This window comes from Corynebacterium sp. HMSC29G08 (genome assembly GCF_001806875.1).
Classification (GTDB): domain Bacteria; phylum Actinomycetota; class Actinomycetes; order Mycobacteriales; family Mycobacteriaceae; genus Corynebacterium.
On the sequence record NZ_KV786235.1, the window covers coordinates 23393 to 49486 of the forward strand.

General features: G+C 61.7%; 24 protein-coding genes. 8 read left to right on the forward strand and 16 right to left on the reverse strand.

What is annotated here, in order from left to right:
- Window position 1 precedes the first annotated feature (1 nt).
- From trxA to HMPREF3101_RS11705, 6 genes are all read right to left on the reverse strand, one after another.
- A complete protein-coding gene (gene trxA, locus HMPREF3101_RS04465) occupies window positions 2-325 on the reverse strand; it encodes a thioredoxin (RefSeq protein ID WP_070463096.1) in 324 nt (107 codons plus the stop codon).
- A gap of 34 nt (window positions 326-359) precedes the next feature.
- Window positions 360-1364: a thioredoxin-disulfide reductase gene (gene trxB / locus HMPREF3101_RS04470; protein ID WP_083280082.1), complete on the reverse strand. Its 1005-nt coding sequence runs from the start codon at window positions 1362-1364 to the stop codon at window positions 360-362.
- A gap of 28 nt (window positions 1365-1392) precedes the next feature.
- A complete protein-coding gene (locus tag HMPREF3101_RS04475) occupies window positions 1393-1947 on the reverse strand; it encodes a sigma-70 family RNA polymerase sigma factor (RefSeq protein ID WP_070463099.1) in 555 nt (184 codons plus the stop codon).
- A gap of 118 nt (window positions 1948-2065) precedes the next feature.
- Complete coding sequence (murJ, locus tag HMPREF3101_RS04480; protein ID WP_256365742.1) at window positions 2066-5560, reverse strand: murein biosynthesis integral membrane protein MurJ; 3495 nt, start codon at window positions 5558-5560, stop codon at window positions 2066-2068.
- On the reverse strand, window positions 5557-8097 hold the full coding sequence (locus HMPREF3101_RS04485) for a hypothetical protein (protein WP_070463105.1): 2541 nt from the start codon (window positions 8095-8097) through the stop codon (window positions 5557-5559). The genes murJ and HMPREF3101_RS04485 overlap by 4 nt, the downstream gene beginning before the upstream one ends.
- On the reverse strand, window positions 8094-8990 hold the full coding sequence (locus tag HMPREF3101_RS11705; protein WP_083280083.1) for an NUDIX hydrolase: 897 nt from the start codon (window positions 8988-8990) through the stop codon (window positions 8094-8096). Before HMPREF3101_RS11705 ends, HMPREF3101_RS04485 begins: the two co-directional genes overlap by 4 nt.
- Window positions 8991-9054: 64 nt before the next feature.
- On the opposite strand from HMPREF3101_RS11705, the gene HMPREF3101_RS04495 reads away from it, so the two are divergent.
- The 6 genes from HMPREF3101_RS04495 to HMPREF3101_RS04520 all read left to right on the forward strand — a co-directional run bounded on the left by HMPREF3101_RS04495 (window position 9055) and on the right by HMPREF3101_RS04520 (window position 13562).
- Window positions 9055-10521 carry a CCA tRNA nucleotidyltransferase gene (locus tag HMPREF3101_RS04495; RefSeq protein WP_141737359.1) on the forward strand — a complete coding sequence of 489 codons (1467 nt, stop codon included), beginning with the start codon at window positions 9055-9057 and terminating at the stop codon, window positions 10519-10521.
- Window positions 10469-11122: a YqgE/AlgH family protein gene (locus tag HMPREF3101_RS04500; RefSeq protein WP_070463108.1), complete on the forward strand. Its 654-nt coding sequence runs from the start codon at window positions 10469-10471 to the stop codon at window positions 11120-11122. The genes HMPREF3101_RS04495 and HMPREF3101_RS04500 overlap by 53 nt, the downstream gene beginning before the upstream one ends.
- Before the next feature lie 4 nt (window positions 11123-11126).
- Complete coding sequence (locus HMPREF3101_RS04505) at window positions 11127-11837, forward strand: AzlC family ABC transporter permease (protein WP_070463111.1); 711 nt, start codon at window positions 11127-11129, stop codon at window positions 11835-11837.
- Window positions 11837-12175 (forward strand): branched-chain amino acid transporter permease, encoded by a 339-nt coding sequence (locus HMPREF3101_RS04510; RefSeq protein WP_070463114.1) that lies wholly within the window; start codon window positions 11837-11839, stop codon window positions 12173-12175. Before HMPREF3101_RS04505 ends, HMPREF3101_RS04510 begins: the two co-directional genes overlap by 1 nt.
- 366 nt (window positions 12176-12541) lie before the next feature.
- Window positions 12542-12943: a hypothetical protein gene (locus tag HMPREF3101_RS04515; protein ID WP_070463116.1), complete on the forward strand. Its 402-nt coding sequence runs from the start codon at window positions 12542-12544 to the stop codon at window positions 12941-12943.
- A 166-nt stretch (window positions 12944-13109) separates the two neighbouring features.
- Window positions 13110-13562 carry a hypothetical protein gene (locus HMPREF3101_RS04520; protein ID WP_070463119.1) on the forward strand — a complete coding sequence of 151 codons (453 nt, stop codon included), beginning with the start codon at window positions 13110-13112 and terminating at the stop codon, window positions 13560-13562.
- Between the two features lie 297 nt (window positions 13563-13859).
- On the opposite strand, the gene HMPREF3101_RS04525 is transcribed toward HMPREF3101_RS04520, so the two are convergent.
- Both HMPREF3101_RS04525 and HMPREF3101_RS04530 read right to left on the reverse strand, forming a co-directional pair.
- Window positions 13860-14165, reverse strand: coding sequence for a hypothetical protein (locus HMPREF3101_RS04525; RefSeq protein WP_070463187.1), 306 nt, complete (start codon window positions 14163-14165; stop codon window positions 13860-13862).
- 10 nt (window positions 14166-14175) lie between these two features.
- Entirely contained in the window at window positions 14176-15153 is a 978-nt protein-coding gene (locus tag HMPREF3101_RS04530) for a bile acid:sodium symporter family protein (RefSeq protein WP_070463122.1), read from the reverse strand.
- 37 nt (window positions 15154-15190) lie between these two features.
- Here HMPREF3101_RS04530 and HMPREF3101_RS04535 point away from each other — a divergent pair, with 37 nt between their 5' ends.
- The gene (locus tag HMPREF3101_RS04535) at window positions 15191-16273 is read left to right on the forward strand and encodes an NADH:flavin oxidoreductase/NADH oxidase (RefSeq protein ID WP_070463125.1); all 1083 of its coding nucleotides are present in this window, start codon (window positions 15191-15193) and stop codon (window positions 16271-16273) included.
- A gap of 31 nt (window positions 16274-16304) precedes the next feature.
- On the opposite strand, the gene HMPREF3101_RS04540 is transcribed toward HMPREF3101_RS04535, so the two are convergent.
- The 8 genes from HMPREF3101_RS04540 to HMPREF3101_RS04575 form a co-directional block, all read right to left on the reverse strand.
- Window positions 16305-16658 (reverse strand): Rieske (2Fe-2S) protein, encoded by a 354-nt coding sequence (locus tag HMPREF3101_RS04540; RefSeq protein ID WP_070463128.1) that lies wholly within the window; start codon window positions 16656-16658, stop codon window positions 16305-16307.
- A gap of 32 nt (window positions 16659-16690) precedes the next feature.
- On the reverse strand, window positions 16691-17533 hold the full coding sequence (gene trpA / locus HMPREF3101_RS04545) for a tryptophan synthase subunit alpha (RefSeq protein WP_070463131.1): 843 nt from the start codon (window positions 17531-17533) through the stop codon (window positions 16691-16693).
- On the reverse strand, window positions 17530-18789 hold the full coding sequence (gene trpB, locus HMPREF3101_RS04550) for a tryptophan synthase subunit beta (protein WP_070463134.1): 1260 nt from the start codon (window positions 18787-18789) through the stop codon (window positions 17530-17532). The genes trpA and trpB overlap by 4 nt, the downstream gene beginning before the upstream one ends.
- Window positions 18782-20206, reverse strand: coding sequence for a bifunctional indole-3-glycerol-phosphate synthase TrpC/phosphoribosylanthranilate isomerase TrpF (gene trpCF, locus HMPREF3101_RS04555; RefSeq protein WP_070463190.1), 1425 nt, complete (start codon window positions 20204-20206; stop codon window positions 18782-18784). Before trpCF ends, trpB begins: the two co-directional genes overlap by 8 nt.
- Window positions 20193-21221 (reverse strand): anthranilate phosphoribosyltransferase, encoded by a 1029-nt coding sequence (gene trpD, locus HMPREF3101_RS04560; protein WP_070463137.1) that lies wholly within the window; start codon window positions 21219-21221, stop codon window positions 20193-20195. The genes trpCF and trpD overlap by 14 nt, the downstream gene beginning before the upstream one ends.
- Window positions 21211-21846, reverse strand: coding sequence for a glutamine amidotransferase-related protein (locus HMPREF3101_RS04565; protein WP_070463140.1), 636 nt, complete (start codon window positions 21844-21846; stop codon window positions 21211-21213). The genes trpD and HMPREF3101_RS04565 overlap by 11 nt, the downstream gene beginning before the upstream one ends.
- Window positions 21843-23393 (reverse strand): anthranilate synthase component 1, encoded by a 1551-nt coding sequence (locus HMPREF3101_RS04570; RefSeq protein ID WP_070463143.1) that lies wholly within the window; start codon window positions 23391-23393, stop codon window positions 21843-21845. The genes HMPREF3101_RS04565 and HMPREF3101_RS04570 overlap by 4 nt, the downstream gene beginning before the upstream one ends.
- A gap of 415 nt (window positions 23394-23808) precedes the next feature.
- Window positions 23809-24279 (reverse strand): SdpI family protein, encoded by a 471-nt coding sequence (locus tag HMPREF3101_RS04575; RefSeq protein WP_070463146.1) that lies wholly within the window; start codon window positions 24277-24279, stop codon window positions 23809-23811.
- Window positions 24280-24424: 145 nt separating this feature from the next.
- On the opposite strand from HMPREF3101_RS04575, the gene HMPREF3101_RS04580 reads away from it, so the two are divergent.
- Complete coding sequence (locus HMPREF3101_RS04580; protein ID WP_083280084.1) at window positions 24425-25714, forward strand: dicarboxylate/amino acid:cation symporter; 1290 nt, start codon at window positions 24425-24427, stop codon at window positions 25712-25714.
- Window positions 25715-26094 lie beyond the last annotated feature (380 nt).

Consider the following 26094-nt stretch of genomic DNA (forward strand, 5'->3'; position numbering starts at 1 on the left):
ATTACATCTGCGCCTGGACGCGCTTCACAATCTCACTCTTCGGGCGGACGCCGACAAACTCATCGACCTTCTCGCCGCCCTTAAACAGCAAGACAGTCGGGATAGACATGACCTGGAACATCGCGCCAAGGGTGCGCTCCTGGTCAACGTTGACCTTGGCAACCTTGACCGAATCGCCCATCTCAGCAGCAATTTCGTCCAGAATTGGGCCGAGCTTCTTGCACGGGCCGCACCATTCGGCCCAGAAGTCCACCAGCACAGGGGTGTCGGCGTCTACCACCTCAGATTTGAAAGTGGCCTGGGTGACATCAATTGGAGCGTTCATAGCCTCACATCCTAGTTGGCAACCGGCAAAGGTGTTAGAGTGCGGCCAAGTAATGTTGCGCGTCCAGTGCCGCACGGCAACCAGAGCCCGCCGCAGTGATGGCCTGACGGTAGGTTTTGTCCACCAAGTCACCGGCCGCGAACACGCCCGGAACACTCGTTGCCGTGGACGGATCCGCCACCGTGACGTAGCCGCCCTCATCCACAGCTACCTGGCCCTCAAGGAACCCGGAGCGCGGATCGTGCCCAATGGCCACAAACAGCGCCGTGGCGTCCAGCACGGACTTCTCGCCGGTGACCGTGTTAACCACGTTGAGCCCCTCTACCTTGCCGCCGCCATCAACCACGGATTCCACGACGGTGTTGGTGAGGAACTCAATCTTGTCGTTTTCACGTGCACGCTCCAGCATGATTTTGGAGGCGCGGAAGTTCTCGGAGCGGTGAATCAGCGTGACCTTGGAGCCAAACTTGGAAAGGAAGGTGGCCTCCTCCATCGCGGAATCGCCACCGCCAACAACGGCAATGTGGTGGTCCTTGAAGAAGAATCCGTCACAGGTAGCGCAGGTGGACACACCGCGGCCGGTCAGCTGCTCCTCACCCGGCACACCCAGGTGACGCGGCGCCGCACCTGTAGCCAAAATCACGGCTTTGGCCTGGTAAACCTCATCATCCACGTACACCTTCTTCAAGCCGTCAGCGTTGGAGAAATCCACCCGAGTAACCAATTCGCTGCGCAGGTCAGCGCCGAACTTCTCGGCCTGCTCACGCATGTTCTCCATAAGATCCGGGCCCATCACACCCGCATCAAAGCCGGGGAAGTTCTCCACCTCGGTGGTGTTCATCAGCTCACCGCCGTACTCATAGCCTTCAAACACCAGCGGTTTCAGCTCCGCACGCGCGGCATAAATCGCCGCCGTGTAGCCTGCCGGACCGGAGCCGATAATGATCAGGTTGTGCACCGGAGCATCTTGCTTTTCGACGCCCTCCCCCACCGCATCCGCACCAAGGTTACCCACGTTAATAAATCCCGGATTCGTCATAACTACGTAGTGTAGCGACGCAACCTACTTAGGCTTCAGCCACGGCTGCGGCAACCAATTGACGTGCACGGAAACGGCGAGATTTCACTGTCCCGGGGCGCACGCCCAATGTGGTGGCGGCGGATTCGACGCTCATCCCGTAGACGTCTATAAGCAGAAGCGCCTTACGGTGTGTGGAGGGAAGATTCGCCACCGCTTGGCGCAGTGCCAGGAAGGACTCCACCGTGGTTGTCGGGTCATGCGACAAGAAACGGTGGTTGTCCTGGGTGATCGTGTCCCCGTCGTCATAACTGACCACGCTGCCGTTTCTGGTTTCCGTACGACGGTAAAAGTCATACGCCACGTTGGTCACCGTGCGGTGCAGCCACGTGGACATCTTCGCGTCCCCGCGGTACGTGTGCATGCTGCGGCTGGCGCGAAACAGCGACTCTTGCACGATGTCCTGGGCATCAAACTCATCGCGCGCGTAACTGCGTGCGGTGTAAAACATGCGTTGGTGGTGGCGCTTCACAATTACTCGAAACGCGCGGACGTCACCATTGACGTAGTCAGAAGCCAGCTGGATGTCGGAGCGGTGCGGCATAGTTCCCCCTGTGTATCCCCCGAAAAAACATGACGGGTTTAACTATGCCTTCTTGCATGCGCGCTCCGCTACACATTGCGTGCACACTTTAGTGGACACGGGTTATGTGCACACGCGCCTACTTCATATAGCCGATCAAGGAGACGTTGCGCAGCGTCACCTCACCGGCAGCCTCAGAACCAGCATTGTCAGAACCAGCACTGTCTTCGTAGGGCGGCAGGTAGATCACCACGCCGCTGACTTCACGCGCATCAACGTCAATGTTGTTCTGGCCTTTGTGGAAGGTGCCGCTAGCCAGCAGCGGGAACTGGGACCACTGCTCGCGGGTCAAACTCCCAGCAGAACCAGCAGAGGCGTCGGAAAAGTCCGCGGGTATCCCATAGATTTCGTAGGGGCCGCTGTCGGTTGGGGCGTCGATAAGCATGTGCTCAAGGCGAAACGGGCCGGTGACATCGCCGCCGCGAAGCACCACCGCAGTGTCGCGAGTGGTGGTCCAAGAGGTGGTGTTGTCCTGGTCCACGAGGTTGTGCACGTCCCCGTCCGTTGAATCTGTGGAGTCCGTGGTGGCGAGCAGCGGGCGGATGACTACGGGCAGCGTGGATGCCTCGGTGGTGGTCGGGTGTGGCGCGCTGGTGGTGGCGCCGACCGGGCTGACCGGGCCGTCGGATTCTTCGCCACTGAATGCGCCGATGAGGTAGACGGTCAGGGCGGCGATCATCATGACAGCCGCCACCGCAATCGCAGTCAGTAGTGCCACGACGACCGGGCTGAAGCTGCCGGCGCCGAAGCCGCCGCGCAGTGCGTCGGGGTCCTCGGTGTGATCGGCTGCGGGCCCGAAGTCCTCGGCTGTGAAGTCCAGCGTGCTCGTTGCAGCGTCGGAATCTGTCTCAGAAGCAGGCTCCGTCACGGTCCCCGGCAGGTTCGCTTCCCGGCGAAGGGCGGCTTGGAGGTCGCGAAAGTCGTGGGTTTCGATCGCGTCGGCCTCTACAAGTGCACGCGTGTTGCGCGTGATCTCTTCCAGCGCGTCGGAGTTTACGTTGGCGGTGAGCAGCTCCATGGCGGAGGCGAAGCTTGCGGCGTCGTTGACGGCAGAAGAGTCAGGCAGCACGGCTGGGAAAGCCAGGCGGATCTTGCCTTCGGTGTCCACGCGCAGGCGCTGGCGGTTGTCCAGGCCGAGGGGAACGTCTACGTTGCGGGCGGCGGCCATGGCGCCGGCCAGTGGTGCCAGGGCGTTGGCCACGGCCTCTGTGTGCAGGGTCTGGCCGGATTCGCACACCGCCTTCACGGAGGTGCCCTCTACCCAGTCGGCCACAATCAAGGCGCCTGTGCGGTAGGACAGGATTTCAATGTTGTCCGCCACCGCGGGGTGCCCAAGCTTGGCCAGTTTGCGGGTGCGGCGTGCAACGCTTGCGGCGTCGATAGCAGCTTCGCGCGGGCTGGCCGGCGCCATTGGGGAGGCTCCGGTGGTGTCCACAAATGTCAGCGCCACAGGGCGCCCGGTTGCCACTTCGCGGGCCTGCCAGAAGCGGGCGCCGGCCGTGGCGCCGTGGTCCCGAATCAGGCGGAAGCGGCCGTCCGAAACCAGCGCGCCCGGCACCAGGCGGGGCCCACGCACAACGCCGGCAGACATTGGCGGTGGCACCGGCGACGCGTTGAACGTATCGGCGGCGAGGAACTGGGTGGACATTTCGCGCGGGTCCACTTCACCGGTGTCAATGGCGCGTTCTTCATCCGGACGGATGAAGCGGCCCATGCCCGGGATGCGGGCTAGGGCGCGGCCCAGGTTCTGCACCTCTGGCAGGCCGGAGCGTGCCAGCACAAGACCGGTGGCAATGAGAAAGAGCACGCCCAGGATGCCAACCTCAAACAAGAAGCCCAGGGAAGGCAGGTGGATCAGCTGGCCCAGGAAGTGAGGCATGTCTATACCGGCTACGTCGCGTACCAGCCAGCGCAGGCCGAACATCACGGCCACACCGATGACTGCAGATATCAGCGCCCAGAGCGAGGTCTGCAGCACTGAGCGCATGTCCAGGGTGCCTAGCTTGCGCTTGAGTAGTAGCGCGCCGATGGCGGCACCGGCGACAAAGCCGAATCCGTTGGCCGCACCGAGGAGCACCACCACGTGCTCCGGGCGGTTGGCCACAAGGGGTGCGAGCATGCTCAGCAGCACCTTGGTCAGGGTGATGCCGGCGATGATGAAGGTGGGCGTCCAGGCCTCTTCACGCGCGTAGAACACGCGCAGGTGCAGCATGACTAGCGCGTAAGGAATCAGTGTGAACGCGGCGAAGCTGATGGTCAGGCCCAGGGTGCGCGCGGCGTCTGGGTCGAAGTCGCCGTAGGCAAACAGCGCGTGCCCGATGTCGGGACCAAGCGCTGTCATGAACACGATGATGGGGATCAGCGCGATGAACGTCAGCTTGGTGCCCAAGGTCAGGTCGCGGACCACGGCCGTATCGTCGCCGTCAGCTGCCTTGCGTGACAGGCGCGGCATGATCGCGGTCAGCAGGGTCACGCCGATGATGCCGTATGGCACCTGCAGCAGCATCCAGTGCTGTTGGTAGATAAACGGTGCAGCCTCGTGCGCGTTGGAGGCGATGCGGGTGGTCACAATGTAGCCGGCCTGACTAATGGCCACGTAGGTGATAATCGCCAGTGCCATGCCGCCGAATTGCTTCAGCCTGTCATCAATGCCCCACAGTGGCCGCAGGTTGATCCCCAGCTTGCGCAGCGCGGGCAGCATGATCAGGCACTGCACCACCACACCGGCCGTCGTACCCAGCCCCAGCAGGAGCACATGGGGGTTGCTTATCGACGCCGGCGCTGCCGCATTCAACCGCCCCGGCAGCGCCATATACGCGGCAAGGACCGCAATGGAGACAATGTTGTTCGCCACCGGCGCCCAAGCGCCTGGCCTGAAGTGTTCCTTGGTGTTCAGGATTGCCATGAACAGGGAGAACATGCCGTAGAAGAAGATCTGCGGCAGCAAAAGGTAGGCGAATGAGGTGGATTGGATGACGTTGACCTTGCCGTCGTTATCAAGAAACAGCCGGGTGAGCCAAGGTGCGGTGACAACACTGATGGTGGTCACCACCACCATCAGCGTCAGTGTGAGTGTGAACAGTTGGCGCACGAAGCGTTCGCCGCGGTCCGGGTCTTCCTTTTCCGCACGCACCAACACCGGCACCACGAGTGCGGTGAGCACGGAGCCAAGCACGATCTCGGTGATGATGTTCGGCAGCGTGTTGGCGGTGTTGAACGCGGATGCGACGGCCGGGCCGAGCGCCGCGCCGATCATGACGGTGCGGATGAATCCGGTGATGCGTGAGATCAGCGTGGCAACAGCCATGGAGCCGGTTGCGCGCACCACGGCCTGGCCGGAGTTGTCCTTCGTAGGTTCAGCCTCTTGCGCGGCGGGCGTTTCCAAGGTGGCCACTGCCGCACCAGCTGCCGCACTCGTTCCACCGGCGAGGGTTTCACCCTTGGGGCTGGTGGTCAGAAGGGAGCGGTCGGGCTGACCGGTTTCCGCCACTGGGTCCGGCTTGGGTTCGCGCGGCGCAGGCACGGGCGCGGGCGGGGCCGGCGCAACGATGCGCTTGCGCAGGTTCTCAGTCACGTCGATGCTCCATTTGGGTTAGTGGTGGTTGAGGGCTTGCTTCTTGTCTCCTCGCTTTTGTGCGGCGGCGCCAACCCCCTCCTCCGCCTTCTTGCACCCATGCCGATTAAGGCGAACAGGGCGAAGAGGACGAACGCGCCAAGGACTATCACCCAGCCACTTAAGGCCAAAGACGGGGTGCGCACCGCAATGTCCACGGGCTGCGAGATCGCCTGGCCCTGCTTGCCGGCCAGGAACAGCTGCAGCGTGGTGTCGCGGGAGTTTTGCGGTAGGTCTGCCGTCATGGTGACGGTGACGGAGCCGCGAGCGGGGATGCGGAATGTCTCCGGCACGTTGAGTTGTGCGCCCTCGGCGGAGACGTAGCCGATGGTGGTGTCCACTGGCAGCGGCATGCCGTTTTGGGCGACGATGAGCAGCGGGCTCGATGGAGAAGTCCGCGTGTACACGTTGCCCGGCGGGATCAGCGTGACGGCGGCGCGCAGGGTGCTGAGTTCAGCGCGTGAGGCGGTGAGGCGGTTAGTAGTCACTGCAGCGGCATCGGCGTAGCCGCCGATGGAGCGCCTGCCTGTAGGTGCGAATGCGGTGAGGATGTCGCGGCGCAGCGGGAGGGTAAAGCCGTAGCGGGTCAGTGCGATCGAGCTGTCGGAGGACAACAACGTGGACAGGTCATTGATAAACCGGGCCTGTTGGGTGGCGCTTAAGATTTCGGCGTCGGAGTAGATAGCCGCGTCGCTGTAACGCAAAGGCGTAGCGTCCGGCGCCACGTTCGTGCCTAGCACAAGCTGTGCAAGTCCCTCGGGGCGGGAGAAGCCCTCGGCGGTCAGATAAGCGATGGAGCCGAGCAGTGCGGCGGCGGAGTCAGCGTCCCAACTTGCCGGCGGGTTAAGCAGCACGTTGTTGGTGTTCGGCTCAGGTTCGGGCGTTTCGGGCTCGAGCGTTTCGGGTGCGGGCACCATGGCCTGGCTTGCAGCCAGTTGGATCGCGGCAACGGCGTTGATGTCGCGCGCAAGCTTGGAGTCCTTGGCGTAGTTAAAGCGGTACGCCGGGTTGGAGTAGGCCATGGTGGACGGCGTCTGCCCCATCTGGGCGAGCGTGGCGTTGAGTGCGGCGGAGTAGTCTAGGCTGGCTACGCCGGGAGCGAGCCATGAGCCGCTGGTGTCCGGCACTGAAGTCTCCGATCCTGCCGTGAGCACGCGCACTGGCACGGTCGGCTCGGGCGCCGCGGCCCAGTCAGGCGCGGCCTGCTCCTGGCGTTCGAGGGCGCTTTTTACACCACCGTTGACTTCCTCCGTTGCGGCCTGCACGGCGCTTTCCCACGCGCCGCTTAATCCCTCGTCCTTGATGTGGGAACGGGCGTGGTCCGCCCAGCCAAGCGCCGGCGCTACATCTTCTGCCACGTAGCCCGCAGCAGGCACCACAGTGTTGAGCACACCGGCGTGGCCAAGGATGCGCTCTAGGGTGAATGGGCCACGTTCGATGGCTTCGCGCATCAGCCAGGGGTCGCCCGTTTGGGCAACTGCGTTGAGGTCGGTGTTCGCCCACGGTAGGGCTACAGTGCAGCCGCTGTCGGAAATCTGGCGCATTTTGTCTAGCCACGCTTTGGCGTCCTCGGAGCCAATGCCCGGCAGTCCGAGTTCAGTCGTCTCCTCGCTTCCCCAAGAATCGCGCAGTCGCTTCGGCTCCTCCACCACTGGTGGGCGTTTAGGGGACACGGTGTAGCCGCGGCTCATACGGTCCACGGTGTCAATCAGGGCTGGGTCGATGGCGGCGCACACGGCGTTCGACACGTCCTCGCCGGTGTCGCGGTCAGCGATAGCGTCAAGGTAGTTCTCCGCAAGCTCGTCTAAACGTCCACCCGGGGCGAGCTGGTGTGCCAGTTGCTCGGAGGCCAGGATCAGCGGCGGGTCCATCGGTGCGTCACCGGTTTCGCCCGGCAGGATGTCCACCTCCGCGGAGATTGGGTAGATCGCGGTGATCCCGCCTGGGGCCATCGCGTCGGGAGCTGGGCCGCGCGTGTTTAGGTGGAAGCGCTCAGTATCTAAGGTCGTGCCGTCGGCGTCGGTCAGCTGCAACATGACCGGGTAGGCGCCCACCCAATCCATGGGCAGCTCCACGTCAAACTCCACGTCGGTGCTGTCGCCCGGCTGTAGGGACTCCGACACGTCGATGCGTTGGCCAACCTTGCTGTACTCCCCCACTTGCGCCACGGTTGCCACGCGTTGGTCGGCCACGGAACCGGTTACCGGTCCGCGTCGCGACGTCACGCTTAAGCCCTCAAGGACCCCATCCGAGTGGTTGGTTACGCGAAGTTTCACGTGAAACATTGCGGGGTTGGCGGCTGGGGTGGACAACGGGGCGTCGATAAGCAAAAGCTCCCCTCGCAACCCATCGGAAGGGCGAACGGCCGGATTTGCCCAGGTGGAAGCGACAGACGGGTGGTCCGGATCGGTAGGCACCGGAATTGCCGCGGCAGGCTGAACGCCCACGGAAGCGAGCAACATGGCGCACGTAGCGGCCGCGAGCCGCGGGCGAATCATTGCGGAGCGGCCCTTCCGGAGCTGTGCTCGTTGCGGTGCTCGTTCCGGTGTTCCTTTCGCGCCAGATCGGGCATACGATTCACCGCGATGCGGGCCAACTTGCGCTCATCCGCATACGCCAGGCGCTCGATGAGCTCGCTCATTGGCACCCAAGTGACCTCGGTGACCTCCGGGTCCTCATCATTGAGGTCTCCGTCCACGTAGCGCAGCAAGTTGTGGTGCACGGTCTTGTGAATGCGCACGCCATCCGAGACAAACCAGTAATCAATGGTGCCAAGCGTGTCAAAGGCTTCACCGTAAATACCGGTCTCCTCCCAGACTTCACGCTCCGCGGTTGTCCACTGGTGCTCATTGTCCTCAACGTGGCCCTTAGGCATGGACCACAACAGGCGGCCACGACGATCCAGGCGACCAATCAACGCGGCGTAGATCTTGCTCAGATCCACATTGCCGCCGGCATCCACCGCCTCCGCCATGCCGGAGACCACCAGACCGCCCGCGGAGGTCTCGTCGCGCGTTGGAATCGAAGAGTCATAGCGGTCCTGATACTGCGGGCGCCTGCGCTGATCCACGCTTGAACGACGCCTCCCGCCTCGATTGTTCCGGTTGCGGGCGCTGTTGCGGTTGTGGCCTTTATTATTCTGTCCTCCACGGCGGCGTTTGCGCTGCGGGTTGTTCGGCTTGCTGTTCTCGGAGTTGTCGCGAGAGCCCTCAGCAGTTTTCTCTTGCCGCTTGCTACTATGCTGGCCACCTTTTTGACCACCCCGACCTGCGTGTTGTGAGCGGCCCTTGCCCCGGCCGCGACGACGCCGACGCTTCGGCTCCCCTTGGGACGCATCCCGAGGGGCTGAAGCGTCGGTTTTGGATTGCCGCGCGCGGGTGTTGTCAGTCATTCGCCTTATCGTATCTGGTATTGCGGGTTACGCGGGTATCGTGTCACGGGTGAGTGTTTTTGACATGCCCGATGCGCAAGACCCCAACGCCGTGGCGGTGCTGATGGGGCGGTTGCAGTCTGGGGTGCAGGAGCACGCCGAGATTTTGCAGCCGCTTGCCGCTGCTTTCGCCGAACGCGGCGAGTCCTTATATCTCGTTGGTGGCCCGGTGCGTGATGCCATGCTGGGGAAAACCGGCAATGACCTGGACTTTACTACCTCCGCACGTCCCGAGGTGATCAAGGAGATCCTTGAGGTGTGGGGTGAGAAGACGTGGGATACGGGTATTGAGTTTGGCACGGTGAGCACGGTCAAGCGCGGAGTGCAGGTGGAGATCACCACCTTCCGCGCAGACCTCTATGACGGGGTGAGCCGCAACCCGGAGGTCACGTTCGGCGACACGATCGAGGGTGATCTGGTTCGCCGCGACTTCGCCTGCAATGCAATGGCAGTGGAGCTTTTGCTTGTCGACGGCATCCTGACCCCCCAATTCCACGATCCCTGCAGCGGCCTTGAGGATGTGTTGGCACGGAAGTTGGATACGCCGCAGGCACCGGAAGTGTCCTTTAGGGACGACCCGCTGCGCATGCTGCGGGCTGCACGTTTTGTGTCCCAGCTTGGCTTTGAGGTGGCGCCGCGCGTGTTTGACGCAATGCGCGACATGGCCGGTGAGATTGAGCGCATCACGGTGGAGCGTATCCAGGCGGAGCTGAACAAGCTGATGGCGGGTGCGGCTCCGTGGGAGGGCGTGGATCTGCTGGTGCAGACCGGACTTGCTGGCTACGTGCTGCCGGAGGTGCCGGCGCTGCAGTTGGAGCAGGACGAGCACATGCAGCACAAGGATGTGTACCGCCACTCGCTGACGGTGCTGCGCCAGGCGGTTGAGCTTGAGGACCCGGAGGAAGAGCCAGACCTGAAGCTGCGCTGGGCGGCGCTTTTGCATGACATTGGCAAGCCGGATACGCGCGCGGTGAAAGAAGGCGGCGGCGTGAGCTTTCACCACCACGAGGTGGTTGGTGCGAAGCTGGCGCGTAAGCGTCTGCGTGCGTTGAAGTACCCGAAGCACATGATCGAAGACATCGGTCAGCTGGTGTATCTGCACATGCGCTTCTACGGGTTTGGTGAGGGCCAGTGGACGGATTCGGCTGTACGCCGTTACGTCACCGACGCCGGTGAGCTGCTGCCCCGCCTGAACAAGCTGGTGCGCGCGGACTGCACCACGCGCAACCCGCGGAAGGCCGCGCGCCTGCAGCGCAACTACAACAATTTGGAGGAGCGGATTGCGGAGCTGGCCGCCAAGGAGGACCTAGCGCGTGTGCGCCCGGACCTGGACGGCAACCAGATCATGCAGATCCTGGATCTGAAGCCCGGCCCGGACGTTGGCCGCGCCTGGAAGTTTATGAAGGAGCTGCGCCTGGAGCGCGGCGAGCTTGAACACGATGAAGCGGTTGCCGCGCTCAAGGCGTGGTGGGAGGAGCAGCAGCGTGCCTGAGTACTTCTACGCAGACCGCTTGTTCAACGCGTTGGAGCGTGAACAGCCAGTACCCGGCATGTTGCTGGTTGCCGCACCTGGCATGTATTCGCCGGAGTTCGCGCGCACCGTCGTGCTGGTTTTGGAGCATGAGGTGGATGGCACCGTGGGCATCATCCTGAACCGTCGCAGTGACACAGCGTTGTTTAACGTGGTGCCTGCCTGGGCGGATCTCGCGGCTTCTCCGCAGGCGCTCTACATCGGCGGTCCGGTTATGCCGCAGGCTGCCGTGGCGGTTGGCGTGACCAAGAACGGCGTGGATATTGAAAACGCGCCGCACTACACGCGTCTGGCCAACAAGTTGGTGCACATTGATCTTGGTGCTGACCCGTCGCTGCTTGCCAATGACCTTGAGGGCATCCGCGTGTTCGCCGGTTACGCCGGATGGGATACGGGCCAGTTGGAGGAGGAGATCGAGTACGGTGATTGGTTCATCGCGCCTGCGTTGCCAGGTGACGTGGTTGCGCCGGCGAGGGCGGATTTGTGGGGTGACGTGATGCGTCGGCAAGCAATGCCATTGCCCTTGTTCGCAACCTTCCCGACCCACCTCGAAGACAACTAAATTTATGGTTTCACGTGAAACATCCGCGGAGATCCGCAAGGGTGTTAAGGACATTTGGCTGGTTGGCCTCGGCCTGATCCCGCTTGGCCTGGCGTTTGGCGTGCTGATGACGCAAACGGGTTTCGCCTGGTGGTGGACCCCGATTTTCTCCTTTGTCATCTACGCGGGCTCGATGGAGTTCGTGGCGCTAAACATGGTGCTCACCGGTGTTGGCCCGGCCTCGGCGGCACTGACCGGTTTCATGGTGAACTTTCGCCACATTTTCTACGGTCTGACCTACCCGCTGGAGAAGGCCCGCTCCCCCATCGGCCGGCTGTACGGCACGTACGCACTGACTGATGAGTCCTACGCGGTCGTCTCCGCGCTGCCGAAAGACACGAAGCTGAGCGGGCCTCGTGTGCTCACCATTCAGATTGCGGCGCAGGCGTTCTGGGTCGGCTCCGGCATTGTCGGTGCGCTTGCGGGCGCGCTGATTCCGCCGGATCTTCAGGGTCTGGATTTCGCGCTGACCGCACTGTTTATCGTGCTGGCGTATGAGGCGTTCCAGTCCACGCGTGACATCGGCGCGGTGGCCATCGCACTGATCTTTGGCCTTGTCGCCTGGCTGATCGCTCCCGGCCAGATGTTGATCGTTGCCCTGACCGCCCTGTTCGTCCTCATGCTGGTGCGCTTTTGGCGCCCGCGTCTGGACGCCAAACTGACCCACACAATCTAATGGGCCTTCCTACTGGTGTAACCCTGGCCATGGTATGGGCCGTGCTGCTGCCCGTGGCTGTTGTCACGATCGCTCTGCGCGCCGCTCCCTTCCTTTTCCGACGCCTCCTGCGCGGTAGCCCCCTCCTGGAGTTCCTCGGCGTGATCATGCCCGTCAGCGTGATGACCGTACTCGTTGTCTACTCCATCGCCGGAGCCACCGATGCGCCCGGCGGCGTCGTGGCCACCCTCATCGCCGCAGCGGTCACCCTGGGGCTTCATGCTTATCGACGCTCCCTCGCCCTCTCCATCCTCACCGGCACCCTGCTTTACGTGGTGTTAGTGAACTGGGTTTTCTAACTGAGTGTTTTAGCTGAGTGCTGAATGTATCGCTTACGCAGCGGTGGCATTATCAAGGAGAGGAGTCTGAAGAGCTACGGCACCGGTATCGTTGCGCTCTTGCTTGCTCTGGTTGGCGGTGGCGCATTCGCAGCCGAAGCAGGGGCTGATCCCGGGCGTTCCGCTTTAACCGGCGTACTGGTGTCACCCGCCCATGTCCCTAGCGGATGTAGGCGGGTTCTTGCTGCCTAAATGTGTGTAGACATACTGCGGCGACGAGGGTGTTGGGGGTAATTCATGTGTAGCCTTTCGCCTTATTTCTCAGTGCGTTTGGGAAACGTATAAATTAATGCGTAAGTAAACACTCAGACTGCTAGGAGCATGCACATGAAGCGTTATATTGCGATGTCCCTTATCGCGGCAACTGCGTTGACGTTGAACCCACAAGCCGCATACGCAAGCAAGGGACCAAAGTCTTCGTCTGAGGTCACTAACAATCAGGTGAGATCCCACAAGTTCAGGAAAGAAAGCACCGAGAGGTGGACACCCGGTTCAGGTATCTCCGGACCCTACAAGAAGTCCTCCGAGAACGAGGACCTGGCGGGCATCATGCCGGACGAGTTTCACTGGACCTTTAAGAATGACGCGTTTAACAACTATCGGATCGGCACGACGTGGGATCTAATGATTGGGCTTGGCATCACGGCCGGCGTGCTGGTGTTGCTTGGTAGCGCGTTGACGTGGGCTGGAGCCGAAGGCATCCTCCCGATCATCCAGTTGACCTTCTAACCTTGTAAGCCACTAAAGAAACTTCTGCCGTTATTCATTATGAAAAAAACTTTTCGCGTATAGTAACGCCAGCGGAATGTGTTTCGATATACGAAATAGCTTGCCTGGGAGAACCACTTCTATGGCAGCCGCCAAGAATATATCCCTGTGATGAAAGGACCTTCACATGAAGCGCTTCACCACCGCAGCCGTTGCTGCAGCTACCGCCCTGTCCCTCGTTGCTACCCCGGCTTTCGCTGAGGAGGCTCAGCCCAAGGAGCAGAGCTCCTCCCAGCAGAGCTCCTCCAAGGAGGGCGACAACAAGGACGGCTCCTCCAAGGACGGTAACAAGAAGAAGTCTTCCGAGATTGAGGAAGAAGAAGCTCTGAACTACGCCAAGAACAACAAGGACAAGGCAACCGGCCTGGCCAAGAGCGCTCTTGCTAAGGAAGGCGCTGAGGAGCAGAACAAGGCTCTGAAGCCGCTGATCTCCTCCCTGAAGTCCGACAAGGCTAATGAATGGGAGCCGGGCAAGACGGCCAACATCCTGCTGGGCACCGGCATCACCGCCGCTCTGCTGGCTCTGATCGCATTCGTTGCACAGTCCGGCATGGTTCCGGGCCTGCAGCTGCCGTTCTAATCCGGCACTAGCCCAACGCTAGCCTTAGGGCAAGCATTTCGCAGCCGCCTCGCCAAGCGCGACGTGGCTGCTTTATTTATGCCTGCAGAGGCCCCTAGGCCGCTACCCCACCACCAGCCGGGAGGTATCCGGTTGCTGGAATCCTTCGCCAACTCCGGCGGCATCCCAGGCATGAAGCTGCCGTTCTAAGCGCAGAGACTAGAGCGCATAACTTCCCCTCTACGTAGGAAATCCCACTCCAGCTGGGCTGGGGTGGGATTTGGCGTCGGTAAGCAAGAAGCCCTTAAGCAAGAAGCCCTAATGCGGGAACTTGGCGGCGGCCTCTTCCCACAGGCCTTCGAACTCCTCCGGCGTGAGGCGTGTGGCGCGGATGCCTTCGAGCTGGCTGTAGAGGTCTGGGTGCGGGACCACGTCGAGTGGCTGGTTAGCCTGGCCGATGACACGGCCGTCGATGAAGATGCCGGTGATGGTTTCCGCCGGGTCGAGCTCAATCATGCGGAGCATCGCGCATTCGGACGCGCTTCGCTCTTCAAGCTCCGCGATGTTGAGCAGCTCGCCGCCGAGCTCCGGGACGGTGTAATGGATACGCACGTAATGTTTCACGTGAAACACTCTAGGCGGTTTCCGGCTGCAGCCGCGAAGCGTACGCGGAGCACGTCACGATCTGGATCATGTGATAGACCATCAGCGGCACAATGAGCACGCCCAGTTGCGCACCACCGAAGATCACCGTGGCCATCGGCAGACCGGTGGCGAGCGACTTCTGCGTGCCGCACAACTGCACGGCGATGCGGTCTTCGCGGTTGAATCCCAGCGCCTGTGGGACCACGTTGGTCAGCCACAGCATCGCCACGACCAACACAAACGCAAACACAATCAGGAAGACGATCTCCCACAGCTTCACATTCGACCACACGCCGGAAACCACGCCCTTGGAAAACGCGGAGTAGACCACCATCCAGATAGAGCCGCGGTCCACAATCTTCGTCGCCTTCGACTTCGCAATCTCCTTCGCCCGCGGCACAAAGTTGTGCGCCAACTGGCCAAGCACAAACGGTAAGAGGAGTTGGAGGGCGATGTTGGTGAACACGGTGGCGTCGATACGCACGCCCGTCCCAGTGCCCATCAGCAACATCACCAGCACTGGCGTTGCAACCACACCGACTAGCGACGACACCGACGCCGCCACCACCGCCCCCGACACATTGCCCCGCGCGATGCCGGTCAGCGCCACCGAAGACTGCACCGTGGACGGCACCAGCATGGCGAACAGAATGCCCTGGTAAATCTCCTGCGATAAAAACGCCGTAGTTGGCCTAAGCGCAACGCCAATCAACGGGTAAATCAAAAACGTAAATGCAAGAATAAGCAGATGTAGCCGCCAGTTGGTCAGGCCTTTCAACGCCTCATGGGTGGAAAGACGCGCGCCGTACAGGAAAAACAGCAGCGCAATGGCAAACTTCACCGCCACAGCAAACGCGTCTGCAAAACTGCCGCTTGCCGGCAAGATAAACGCGATCACCACCGCGGCGAAGATGCCCACAAGCAGCGGGTCGAACCGGTTCAGAAAACCTTCGAAAAAACCAGACATGCGGGTAAGTCTACGAAGTCGTAGCTATTCTGGCGGCATGCAACTCAACGAACCGCTCACCCTTCGCTCGCTGACCATCCGCAACCGGATCTGGCTGCCGCCAATGTGCCAGTACCGCTGCCGCAACGAGGACGGCATCCCGGGCGCATGGCACATGATGCACTACGGTGCGCGCGCCGCCGGCGGCTTCGGCCTCATCGTCGCGGAAGCCACCGCGATTGTGCCGGAGGGGCGGATCTCCAACTACTGCGCCGGCCTGTGGAGCCAGGAACACGTTGACGCGTGGGTGCCAATCGTGGAACTTGCCAAGTCGCTCGGCACCGCGATGGGCATCCAGCTCAACCACGCCGGCCGCAAAGCCTCCACGTACCCAATGCTGCCCCAAGTCACCGGCCGCAGGAGCATCCCGCTTGACTGCGCCGGCTGGCAAACCGTCGCACCTTCCCCCACCCCATCCGAGGGTCATGCCGAACCGCGCGAACTGACCTTAGACGAGGTCCGTGAACTTCCGGGCCTGTTTGCCGCCGCAGCGACCCGCGCGGTGGAAGCAGGTTTCGACTTTGTGGAGATCCACGCGGCGCACGGATACCTGCTCCACCAGTTCCTCTCTCCTTTGTCGAATCAGCGCACCGATGAGTACGGCGGCACGCGTGAAAACCGCGCGCGTCTGTTGCTCGAAGTGGTTGCGGCTGTGCGCGAAGTTCTTCCAGACAGCATGCCGCTTTTGGTCCGCCTGTCTGCCTCTGAATGGCTGGACCCAGAAGGCTGGACGCTGGATGACTCCCGCTGGCTTGGCGGGCAGTTGCGCCAGCGGGGCGTGGATTGTATCGACGTCTCCTCCGCCGGCAACGTCAACGCCAGCATTCCTGTTGAACCCGGCTACCAGGTGCCGTTCGCACGCGCGCTGAAAGACGCAAGCGGCCTGCCGGTAGCGGCCGTAGGTTTGATTACGGACGCCCAGCAGGCCGAAAACATCTTGGAAGCAGGCGACGCGGACGCCGTAATGATCGGGCGCGCCGCCCTGCGCAACGCGGAGTGGGCCGTGGATGCGTTAGAGGAGCTCGGCGTGGAGCACGCGGAACTGCCCTACCCGGACTCCTACTTCCGCGGCTGGCTGTAGCACTCGGTAGAACGCGTGCTACAGGAGGGGGCTATTGTGTTGCACTCGCGGTGACGGTGTCGCCGTTGTCTGCAAGCGCAGCCGTCATCATGGCGGACTCTGACGGGCCGGAGGTCACCGAGCCGTCCACAATGCTGAAGGTGGAACCATGCTTGGTGCAGCGCACCTCATCACCGTTGACCACCGTGATCTTCGCACCTTGGTGCGGGCACATGGAGGAGTAGGCCACGAAATTGCCCTCGGTCGGCTGGGCGATGATGAAGCGATCCATGATCACCGCGCTGCCAACAGGCACCTCGGTCTTGGCAAGCTCCGCGGTTGGCTCCTGACCGCAAGCGGCCAGGAACGCGCCAGCAAAGGTTGCCGCGGAGCCAAGGATGAACATGCGGCGTGAGCAGCTGTGGGGAGTCGGGTTTGTCATGCCTTAACCGTAGCTTGCTTCATCGCCCGAACGTAGTCAGACAACTCCGCTTTCAGCCCAGCCATATCGGTCACACGCCCCGGGTTCGGGTGAGAGTGCTGCGTGTACTTGCCAATGATGTTGCTGATCGCGGAACCCGTGATGGCACCAGCCGCACCCGCGGCAATCGCATCGCGCACGTGCCCCGGGCGGGAAATACCAAAGCCCAACAACACTGGCGCACCGCCGAAGGAGTTGATGTTATCCACCACCTCGCGGAGTCCGTCCACGGTGGCTTCCTTCTCAGCGCCGGTCACGCCGTCGCGAGAAATGGCGTAAATGTAACCGCGAGAGTTGGCCGCCACACCCTCCAAGGTTTCACGCGACGCCTTCGCCGGTGCGATGTAGATCGGGTCCACACCCGCGGCGATGGCGGCTTCAGTAAACGGTTGGGACTCGCGCACCGGGACGTCTGGAAGCAAAATGCTATCCGCGCCCGCGGAGTGAAAGTCCGGGTAGAAACGCTCCAGGCCGCGGACGAAGGCAACGTTGGCGTAAATCAACATGCCAATCGGCAACTCCGGGAAGCGCTGGCGAAGCTCACGCACCTGATCTAAGGCTTGCTGCACCGTCGCGCCGCCATCAAGGGCGCGCACGTGAGCGGTCTGGATCGCCGGGCCGTCCGCCACCGGATCAGAAAACGGCACGCCCAACTCCACGGCATCTGCGCCAGCCTCAACAACGGTGGAGATGATCTCCACGGCCTCCGCCGGAGAGGGGTCAGAAAGCATGATGAACGGAACGAACGCGCCCTCCCCCTTCTCCTCCAGGCGTTTAAACATTGTGTCATAGCGGTTCATCGCTGCTCCTCCTTGTCAGATCCCTTGTCAGACAGAACCCAATCCGGGTGCTCCTCTAACGTCCGGCGAACGTGTGCCACGTCTTTGTCTCCGCGCCCAGAGAGGCATACCAAGATGTTCAATGGTTTGGCGTTGGTGGGGTGTTCGGCTGCGCGTCGTAAAGCATAAGCAAGCGCGTGCGAGGACTCGAGCGCCGGAATGATGCCCTCGTGGCGGGAGAGCAACTGGAATACGCGCAGGGCCTCCTTATCGGTCACCGGCACGTAGTGCGCGCGGCCCGACTTGGCCAGGTAAGCGTGCTCCGGGCCAACCGCCGGGTAGTCCAAGCCGGCGGAGATGCTGTACGACTCTTCGACCTGGCCGTCCCCATCACGCATGAGGTAGGAGCGAGTGCCGTGCAAAATACCAACGGTGCCCTGCGCGATCGCGGCGCCGTGCTTGCCCACACCGTAGCCCTCGCCGCCGGGTTCGGCACCGACGAGCTCCACGCCCTCATCATCAATGAACTCCGCGAACATGCCAATCGCGTTGGAACCACCGCCCACGCAGGCAACCACCGTGTCGGGCAGCGCGCCGGTTCGCTCCAGCATCTGGGCGCGTGCCTCGGCGGAAATCACGCGGTGGAATTCTTTCACAATCTTCGGGAACGGGTGCGGGCCCGCCGCGGTACCAAGCAGGTAGTGCGACTCATGGAACGTGGCCGTCCAATCACGTAGCGCCTCATTTACCGCATCCTTCAGGGTGCCGGCACCGGAGTCCACACCGATGACCTCCGCGCCCATCAGGCGCATGCGGTAGACGTTCGGCTCTTGCCGCGCCATGTCGACTTTGCCCATGTAAATCACGCAATCCAAGTCCAGCAACGCGCACGCCAACGCCGTCGCCGTGCCGTGCTGGCCCGCGCCGGTCTCCGCGATGATGCGCGTCTTACCCATCTGCTTCGCCAGCAGTGCCTGACCAATCACCTGGTTGGTTTTGTGCGCGCCGCCGTGCACGAGGTCCTCGCGCTTGAGAAAGATGCGCGCGTTGCCGTTCAGCGGCAGGTTACGGCACTCCGTCAGCGGCGTCGGACGGCCCAGGTAATCCCGCAGCAGCGCGCGGTATTCGGCCATGAACTCCTCGTTTTCAAAGGCCTCCACAAACGCGCGCTCCAATTGGTCCAGTGCGGGCATCAGGGACTCGGGCACAAACTGCCCGCCGAACTCACCGTAATACGCAGGCAGCAAGGTTTTGCCGCCGCGGCTGTACTCACTCATTGTTGTCCTCCTCATAAAAGTTCCCAATCACCGCAAAGGCCTGGCGCAGCTTCGCCGCATCCTTGTGCCCCGGTGCATACTCCACACCCGAATTCAGGTCCACGCCCGCAACCCCCGTCGCCAAGGCATCTGCCACATAGTCCGGGTTCAGCCCACCAGCTAGCAGGGCTTTCTGCTTATCGACGCCACGCATAACCCCCCAATCAAACCGCACCCCCGAACCGCCTTCATGGGCATCGAGGACAAGCATGTCTACGTCATCAGTGATGGCTTGGGCGATCTCAGGCCCGAGCTCGTCCGTCATCGTAACTGCGCGCCATACCTCAACATGTTCGGGAACCTCGGCGCGAACGCGTGCGATGAGCTCGCGCTCTTTCTCCACCGAAGCCTGCAGCGGCGCGTGAATCTGCACAGCCGTGATGCCGTCCTGGATCAGCTCGCCGTAGTTCTCCGTGCGACGAGAAACCGCGACATACTTCAGACCGCGCTCGTGCGCGATGATTTTGACGGATGTTTCACGTGAAACATTGCGGGGGCTGGCGTCTTCAAAGATGAGTCCGCCGTAGACCGCGCCGGATGCCTTGGCCGCTTGCGCCGCGGATGGAGTGGTCAGCCCGCAGACCTTATTCGGGCCGTAGACCAACTCGCGCACCGCCATGTCCACGTCCGGCTGGCTGGTTAGTTGCGAGCCAACAAGGAACCCGTCCGAGTGCGCCCCGAGCTTGCGGACCGTGCGAACGTCACGGATTCCCGACTCCGAGACCACCACCGCATCCTTCGGTGCGAATTGCGCCAACTGCTTGGAGCGGGTCAGGTCAATGGACAAGTCGTGCAAGTTGCGGTGGTTCACGCCGAAGATCTTCGCGCCGAGTCGCCCCGCGCGCTTCGCCTCCTCCTCATCGATCACCTCGGTGAGTACGTCCATGCCAAGGGAGCCTGCAAGGGCGGAGAGGCGCGAGTACTCCTTATCGTTCAGCACAGAGAGCATGAGCAAGATGGCGTCCGCACCAAAGTAGCGCGCGGCGTACACCTGGATCTCATCAATGATGAAGTCCTTGCACAACACCGGAAGGTGCGTGGTGGCAGCAACCGTGGCTAGGTGGTCGTAGTCGCCGCCGAAGCGGTCGGGCTCGCAAAGCACCGAGATGCCGGCCGCCTTGGAGTGGCCGTGCGAGTACACGGCGGCGATCTCTCCCGGCTCGTAGTGTTCGCGGATCATGCCTAGCGAGGGCGACGCGCTCTTGCACTCCAAAATAAAACTGGTCCCTGGGCGCTTCAAGTTCTCGTACAGCGAGCGCTCTGATTTAGGTAACGTGTCGAAATTAACGCCATGTAGCCGTGCGCGAATTTCGTCAATGTGACCTTTTCTTCCAGCGACAATATTCTCCAGAACTGTAGGAAGCTTAGACACTGTAATCGGTCCCTTCGTGCTTCTGCAGCCAAGTTTGAACGGTGCCGTTATCAAGCAATGTGCTCGCGTGCGCAACACCCTCCGCAATCGTGTCCGTCTTGCCGTAGAGGTAGAACATGGCACCGGCGGAAAGCGCGATCGCATCGTGGTGCGCCTGCGGACCTGTACCCGCAAAGGTGGCGCGCATGTAGGCGGCGTTCTCCGCGCCATCGCCACCTCGCAGCGCCTCCAGCGGGTGACGCGGAACGCCGAGCTCCTCCGGGGTTATCGTGTAATGCTTGATCTCGCCATCGCGGTCCAGCTCCCACACTAGGGTCTCCCCGTGTACCGCGATTTCATCTGTGCCCGCGCCATGCACCACAAGGGCGCGGCCGCGGCCCAACTCGCGCATGGTTTCTGCGATAACCTGGCCCTGCTTCGGGTTGGCAATGCCCATGATCTGGAACTCCGGGCGTGCCGGTGACAGCAGCGGTCCCATAGTGTTGAACAGGGTGGATACGCCAAGGGACTTCCGCACAGGCTGCACGTGCGCAATCGCCGGGTTGTACGCCGGGGCAAACAGGAACGTAAAGTTCGCGGACTCGAACTGGCGCACCGCGCGATCCGGATCCAAGTCCAGCGGGATGTTCAGCGCCTCAAGCACGTCTGCGGAACCGGACTTGGAGGACACGGAGCGGTTGCCGCACTTGATCATCTTCACGCCACCGGCGGCTGCGGTCAGAGAAGCGGCCGTGGTGATGTTGATGGTATTCGCGCCGTCTCCACCCGTTCCGGCGGTGTCCATGATCCCCTCCCCCGTCACCGGGAAGGGTCGGCCTGCCGCTAAAAACGCCTGGGTTGCGCCGGCGATGTCGGCGAAGGTCTCGCCGCGCGTGCGGATCGCGGTCAGCAGCGCGGCAATATGCACGTCGTCGTAATCACCAATGGTCAGCGGTGTAAACGCCTCCACGGCCTCTTCAAGCGTTGGCGCCGAGTTATCCAAAAAACGACGCAGAATCTCCAGAGACTTTTCACTTGCCATTGTTTGCACCTTTCTGCAGCAGTTGAGTAACGCAGCGCTCGAGCATGATCGGGCCAGCTGGCGTCAGAATAGATTCAGGGTGAAATTGCAGGCCAATGGCCATGCTATCCGTCGTTTCCGCGGCCATAATCACCTCACCTATTTCAGTATCCGCCCACGCCAAGGCACGCATCCCCTCGGGTTCTTGCGTAGCGCCAAGCGAGTGGTAGCGGGCAACGGGAACGCTGTTGCTTGGTTCGTTGGGCGTTCCGCCGGTGCTCAGGCCGTCGAAAAGCGAACTAGCCCTGCCGGCTTCGGTGAGTCGCATTGGGCGGGACGTGCCGTGTTCCGGGCCGCAAGGGCCCACGCAGCCGCCGTGGTGTTCGATCAGTGCCTGGTAACCAAGGCAGATGCCCAGGATTGGGATGCGGCCTTGGGCACGCGCAATGACTTCCATCATGCAGCCGGCGTCAGCCGGGTAGCCGGGGCCGGGCGAGAGCACGATCAGGTCAGGGTTGGCAGCCAGCACCGTGTCGGCAGAGACGGTATTGCGGTAGACCACCATGTTGTGGTCGCCGGTGTCGCGAAGCGCGTCGACCAGGTTGTAGACAAACGAGTCCTGGTTATCCAGCATCACAATGTTCATTTGATTACCTCCAGCTCAGCGTCTGCCGCCAAGGCCAACGCGTTGAGTACGGCGTACGCCTTGTGCAAGGTTTCGTCGGCCTCGGCCTGTGGGTCGGAGTCGCGCACCACGCCCGCGCCCGCCTGAACTACCGATGTTTCACGTGAAACATACGCGGAACGAATGACAATGCAGGTATCAAAGTCACCATTGCCGCGCAGGTAGCCCACCGCGCCACCGTAGGACCCACGGCGCGTGCCCTCCATCTCGCGCAACAACTCCGACGCACGCAGCTTCGGCGCACCAGTCAGTGTGCCCATGTTCATGCATGCGCGATACGCATCCAGCGCATCCAAATCCTGGGCAAGCGTTGCCGTGACCCGGCTGACCAGGTGCATCACGCGCGAGTAGCGATCTACTTGCAGCAGCTCAGCCACCTTCCGGGTCCCCGGCTCAGCCACGCGCGCAAGGTCATTGCGAGCCAAATCCACCAGCATGGTGTGCTCCGCAACCTCCTTCGCATCCGTGCGCAGCTGTAGCTCCATGCGCGTATCCAGCTCCAAGTTCACGCTGCCATCCGCGTTCAACCCGCGCGGCCGCGTGCCCGCGATCGGGTACAACTGCACCTCACGCGTGGCGGCATCAAACTTCAGGTTGGACTCCGGCGAAGCCCCAAACAACTCGTACGGCTCCCCCGCCCGGTCGATGCCGCGAACATAAAACATGTACGGCGATGGATTCGTTTCTCGCAGGCGCTGGTACGCCGCAAACGCATCCCGGCACGTCGTGCTAAAGCTGCGCGCCGGCACAACCTGGTAGATATCCCCGTTGGCAATGGAGTCTTTCAGCTTCTCCACGCCGCTGCGAAACTCCCCATCACCAACCCCGGCGGTGACACGCAGCGTGTTATCCGGATATGGGGCGGGGGTGTAGGTCTGCGTAGGGGCGTCGATACGCATGGCCAGCTCCCTAAGATCAATGCCCTCGCCGGTGGCATCCACGGCGGCCAGATACGCGGTCTGCGCCTGGTGATCCACCTTCAACAGCACCTCTGCCAGCACAAACTGGTAATCCGGGTAGGTGTTCTCCCCCTCTCGAACCTGCGGCAGCGTCTCAAACGTCTCCAGGTAATCAAACGCAAACCCACCCGCCAGCAGCGGGAAATCCTCATTGCCGTACCCTGCCTCAGTGCTCAGCGCGCGCAGCACCTCTACACTCGACGGCGCCGTCAGTCGCTCTCGCTCATTCTCCGCCTCGCTTATCGCAAACTCGTAGGTGTTTTCGCCGCTCGCGTAATCCTTGAGCTGTTCATGCGCTTGTCGCGCCAACAGCTGGCCTGAGGGTGTGAACGGCTCGATGGTCACCTGGTTGTTATTGCAGGTCACTCTTAACGACGCCTTGAGCACCGCCATCGAATGCAACCCCGACTTCGTCGTAATATCAGCGGACTCTAAAAGCACGGAGTCTTCCTGCTCGCAGCCACCAAGGTGCGCGAACAGGCTGGAGACGTCCTCGTGATAGCGCACGTCTACGTGTGTAAACCGCGGCTGTGGTGGGGCTTTGCTCATTGTGTTTGTCCTCTATCGTTGTGCTTTGTCGTTTGCGTCTTTTGCAGCACCGGGGACTTAGAGCAAAGGCCCGCGGCGCTTGGTTTGAAATCAAGCTGGCGGGCCAGAAGGTTTTTTCTACGTTGACTTGTGGCACGCCGTCTACGCGAGCCACCACCACTGAAGATTGCCGTGGGTCATCTTGTTGAAAGTCACGTAAACAGCGTAGCGCATATTTTGCGCGGGGGTGGGAAGTTGTTAAGGACGCTACTGAATCTGAATGCGAAATCTTTCAGCGTCCTGCAGTTTTGCAATCACACCCGTAACAAATCGAAATGGTTGCAATGAGGCTGATGAGGCTGGTGGGGCGCGTGGGAATAGCGCAGGTCAGAGAGCTGCGCGCGAACGGTTACGCGTTGTCGGCTCAGTTGTCGGCTCAGTTGTCCGCTTTGTTATCGGCTTGGTAAGCGGCGCGGCGCAGGGCACCCAGGTCCACGGCATCTTCGGCGTCGGCATCGCTGGAGGGGGTGTCGGGGGTGGACAGCGCGGCGTCGACAAGCAGGGCAGCCCTCGCGCCGAAGTTCCCACCAACCGAAAGGGCAACAACCGACGCAACTACCGCAATGGCCGGCGCAACCCACAACCAACCGGAAGCGATGAACGCAAACGCGGCGGCCAACGCAAGGCCAACACCGGTAAGAATCCAGAAGGGACCAACCACGCGGTGGGCCTGGCGCCACGTGGACTCGTTCTTGCGAACCTCAGGAACCCGCAGGCCAACAACGTTATTGCCAGGGAGTTTTCCGGCCGTGGCCATGGCGCCAGCGATGAGGAAAACAAGCGCGAGGACGATGAAAATGGTGCCAAGCACCGCGTTAAGCGTGGTCATGGTTGCAAGCGGGGACATGCCCCCAAGCATAAACCCGAAGCCACGGCCAAAGAAAACAGCCCATGATTGGAAAACAGGTGGTTATTTAGGGAAAAATGAGAAATTAGCGACGGCTGCGGCCGCGCCCTGTCCAATTCCCGTTCACTGTAGAAGGGTTTCAGCAATGAAATCGAAACTCCTGAACTCGCTGCTGGCGTGGATTGTGCTGGCGATCATCGCCGGTTACGTCTGCAGCCTGTTCTTCCCAGACTGGCTCGCGCGCGTGTTTGTCACGTTTAATGGCCTGTTTTCCAACTTCCTCGGCTTCTTCGTCCCGGTGCTGATTTTCGCGCTGATCGCGCCGGCGATCGCCGGCTTGGGGCAGGGAGCGGGCAAGTGGCTCGGCATCACCGCCGGTGTTGCGTACGGGTCCACGATCATTTCCGGTCTCATCGCGTGGGGCACCGCAACCGTGCTGTATCCGATTTTTCTTAATGACGGCCTAGTCACCTCCGTCGACGACCCCAGCGAGGGCGGCCTCGAACCATTCTTCAGCGTCGAAATGCCAGCGCCGTTCCCGGTGATGGCGGCACTGCTTCTGTCCTTTGTCATTGGCGTGGCAATGACCGCGGTGCCGTCGCGGACCATGCACCAAGTGCTTGATGAGCTCAACGCGGTCATCCTCAAAGTGGTCACCAGCTTTGTCATCCCGCTGCTGCCGATCTACATCTTCGGCACGTTCCTGAACCTGGGCATGAATGACAACTTCGGCTCCACCATCGCCGCATTCGGCACCGTTCTGGTGCTGTCCATCGTGATGACCATTGTCATCATCCTGCTGCTCTACATCATCGCCGGTGTTATCGCGGGCGTCAACCCGTTCGTTGCGCTGAAGAACATGCTGCCGGCGTACTTCACCGCGCTGGGTACCTCCTCTTCCGCAGCCACCATCCCGGTCACCTACGCATCCACCCTGAAGAACAAGGTGGACGAGGACGTCGCCGGCTTCGTCGTCCCGCTGTGCGCGACGATCCACCTGTCTGGCTCCATGATGAAGATCATGCTGTACGCCCTGGCCATCGTGTTCATGGGTGGGCTTGATGTGACCAGCCCGCAAATCCTCGGTTTCATGCTGCTGCTGGGCATCATGATGATCGCTGCGCCGGGCGTGCCTGGTGGCGCCATCATGGCTGCGGTTGGCCTGCTGCAGGCGAACCTTGGTTTTGACGAGTCCATGGTCTCCCTCATGATCGCCGCCTACATTGTTGTTGACTCCTTCGGCACCGCAGCCAACGTCACTGGCGATGGCGCGATCGCGCTGATCATCAACAAGTTCGCCGCAGGCAAGATCAAGAGCACTTCGCTTGACGACGCTGACGCCACCGCCGAACTCGATGCCAACGCCGACACCCCTGCCAACGCCGACACCCCTGCCAACGCCGACCCCCCTGCCAACGCCGAAGCAACCCGCTAACCGCTGCCGCTGGCGAAGGACTCCCAGACCTCTGGGGGTCCTTTTTTCTATTGCGGCGAATATCTGCCAAACCGGGGATATCTGCCACGGCTCACAGGTTCTTGCCAGCCTATTGCCTCGTGCCCTTGGCGTTATTTGCCATGTCCAAGCACCCGAGCCCACCAGGCCCCGCTCGGCAACCCCGACGAGGGGCTCTAGCAGACATTGCCAGAAGGCCACTAGCAGACATTGCAAAAACCGCGATGAGTAAAGACAACTGACCAGGGGAAACGTGTAGCCGAAATCATTATCTGCTAGTGGAGCATCCCGTCATGGCCCCGAACCTGGCAATTACCTGACAGTCAATGCAACTATGCCCGGTTTGGCAACATGCTGCCGCA

What these genes read in the sequence shown, in the direction of transcription:
- HMPREF3101_RS04580 (WP_083280084.1), top strand. Translation starts at nt 24,425, where the DNA reads ATGAAATCGAAACTCCTGAACTCGCTGCTGGCGTGGATTGTGCTGGCG.
- HMPREF3101_RS11705 (WP_083280083.1), bottom strand. Translation starts at nt 8,990, where the DNA reads ATGACTGACAACACCCGCGCGCGGCAATCCAAAACCGACGCTTCAGCC.
- trpD (WP_070463137.1), bottom strand. Translation starts at nt 21,221, where the DNA reads ATGGCAAGTGAAAAGTCTCTGGAGATTCTGCGTCGTTTTTTGGATAAC.
- HMPREF3101_RS04535 (WP_070463125.1), top strand. Translation starts at nt 15,191, where the DNA reads ATGCAACTCAACGAACCGCTCACCCTTCGCTCGCTGACCATCCGCAAC.
- HMPREF3101_RS04515 (WP_070463116.1), top strand. Translation starts at nt 12,542, where the DNA reads ATGAAGCGTTATATTGCGATGTCCCTTATCGCGGCAACTGCGTTGACG.
- trpA (WP_070463131.1), bottom strand. Translation starts at nt 17,533, where the DNA reads ATGAACCGCTATGACACAATGTTTAAACGCCTGGAGGAGAAGGGGGAG.
- trxB (WP_083280082.1), bottom strand. Translation starts at nt 1,364, where the DNA reads ATGACGAATCCGGGATTTATTAACGTGGGTAACCTTGGTGCGGATGCG.
- HMPREF3101_RS04530 (WP_070463122.1), bottom strand. Translation starts at nt 15,153, where the DNA reads ATGTCTGGTTTTTTCGAAGGTTTTCTGAACCGGTTCGACCCGCTGCTT.
- trpB (WP_070463134.1), bottom strand. Translation starts at nt 18,789, where the DNA reads ATGAGTGAGTACAGCCGCGGCGGCAAAACCTTGCTGCCTGCGTATTAC.
- HMPREF3101_RS04510 (WP_070463114.1), top strand. Translation starts at nt 11,837, where the DNA reads ATGGGCCTTCCTACTGGTGTAACCCTGGCCATGGTATGGGCCGTGCTG.
- HMPREF3101_RS04575 (WP_070463146.1), bottom strand. Translation starts at nt 24,279, where the DNA reads ATGTCCCCGCTTGCAACCATGACCACGCTTAACGCGGTGCTTGGCACC.
- HMPREF3101_RS04520 (WP_070463119.1), top strand. Translation starts at nt 13,110, where the DNA reads ATGAAGCGCTTCACCACCGCAGCCGTTGCTGCAGCTACCGCCCTGTCC.
- HMPREF3101_RS04540 (WP_070463128.1), bottom strand. Translation starts at nt 16,658, where the DNA reads ATGTTCATCCTTGGCTCCGCGGCAACCTTTGCTGGCGCGTTCCTGGCC.
- HMPREF3101_RS04495 (WP_141737359.1), top strand. Translation starts at nt 9,055, where the DNA reads ATGCCCGATGCGCAAGACCCCAACGCCGTGGCGGTGCTGATGGGGCGG.
- HMPREF3101_RS04505 (WP_070463111.1), top strand. Translation starts at nt 11,127, where the DNA reads ATGGTTTCACGTGAAACATCCGCGGAGATCCGCAAGGGTGTTAAGGAC.
- HMPREF3101_RS04570 (WP_070463143.1), bottom strand. Translation starts at nt 23,393, where the DNA reads ATGAGCAAAGCCCCACCACAGCCGCGGTTTACACACGTAGACGTGCGC.
- HMPREF3101_RS04475 (WP_070463099.1), bottom strand. Translation starts at nt 1,947, where the DNA reads ATGCCGCACCGCTCCGACATCCAGCTGGCTTCTGACTACGTCAATGGT.
- trxA (WP_070463096.1), bottom strand. Translation starts at nt 325, where the DNA reads ATGAACGCTCCAATTGATGTCACCCAGGCCACTTTCAAATCTGAGGTG.
- HMPREF3101_RS04500 (WP_070463108.1), top strand. Translation starts at nt 10,469, where the DNA reads ATGAAGCGGTTGCCGCGCTCAAGGCGTGGTGGGAGGAGCAGCAGCGTG.
- HMPREF3101_RS04485 (WP_070463105.1), bottom strand. Translation starts at nt 8,097, where the DNA reads ATGATTCGCCCGCGGCTCGCGGCCGCTACGTGCGCCATGTTGCTCGCT.
- HMPREF3101_RS04565 (WP_070463140.1), bottom strand. Translation starts at nt 21,846, where the DNA reads ATGAACATTGTGATGCTGGATAACCAGGACTCGTTTGTCTACAACCTG.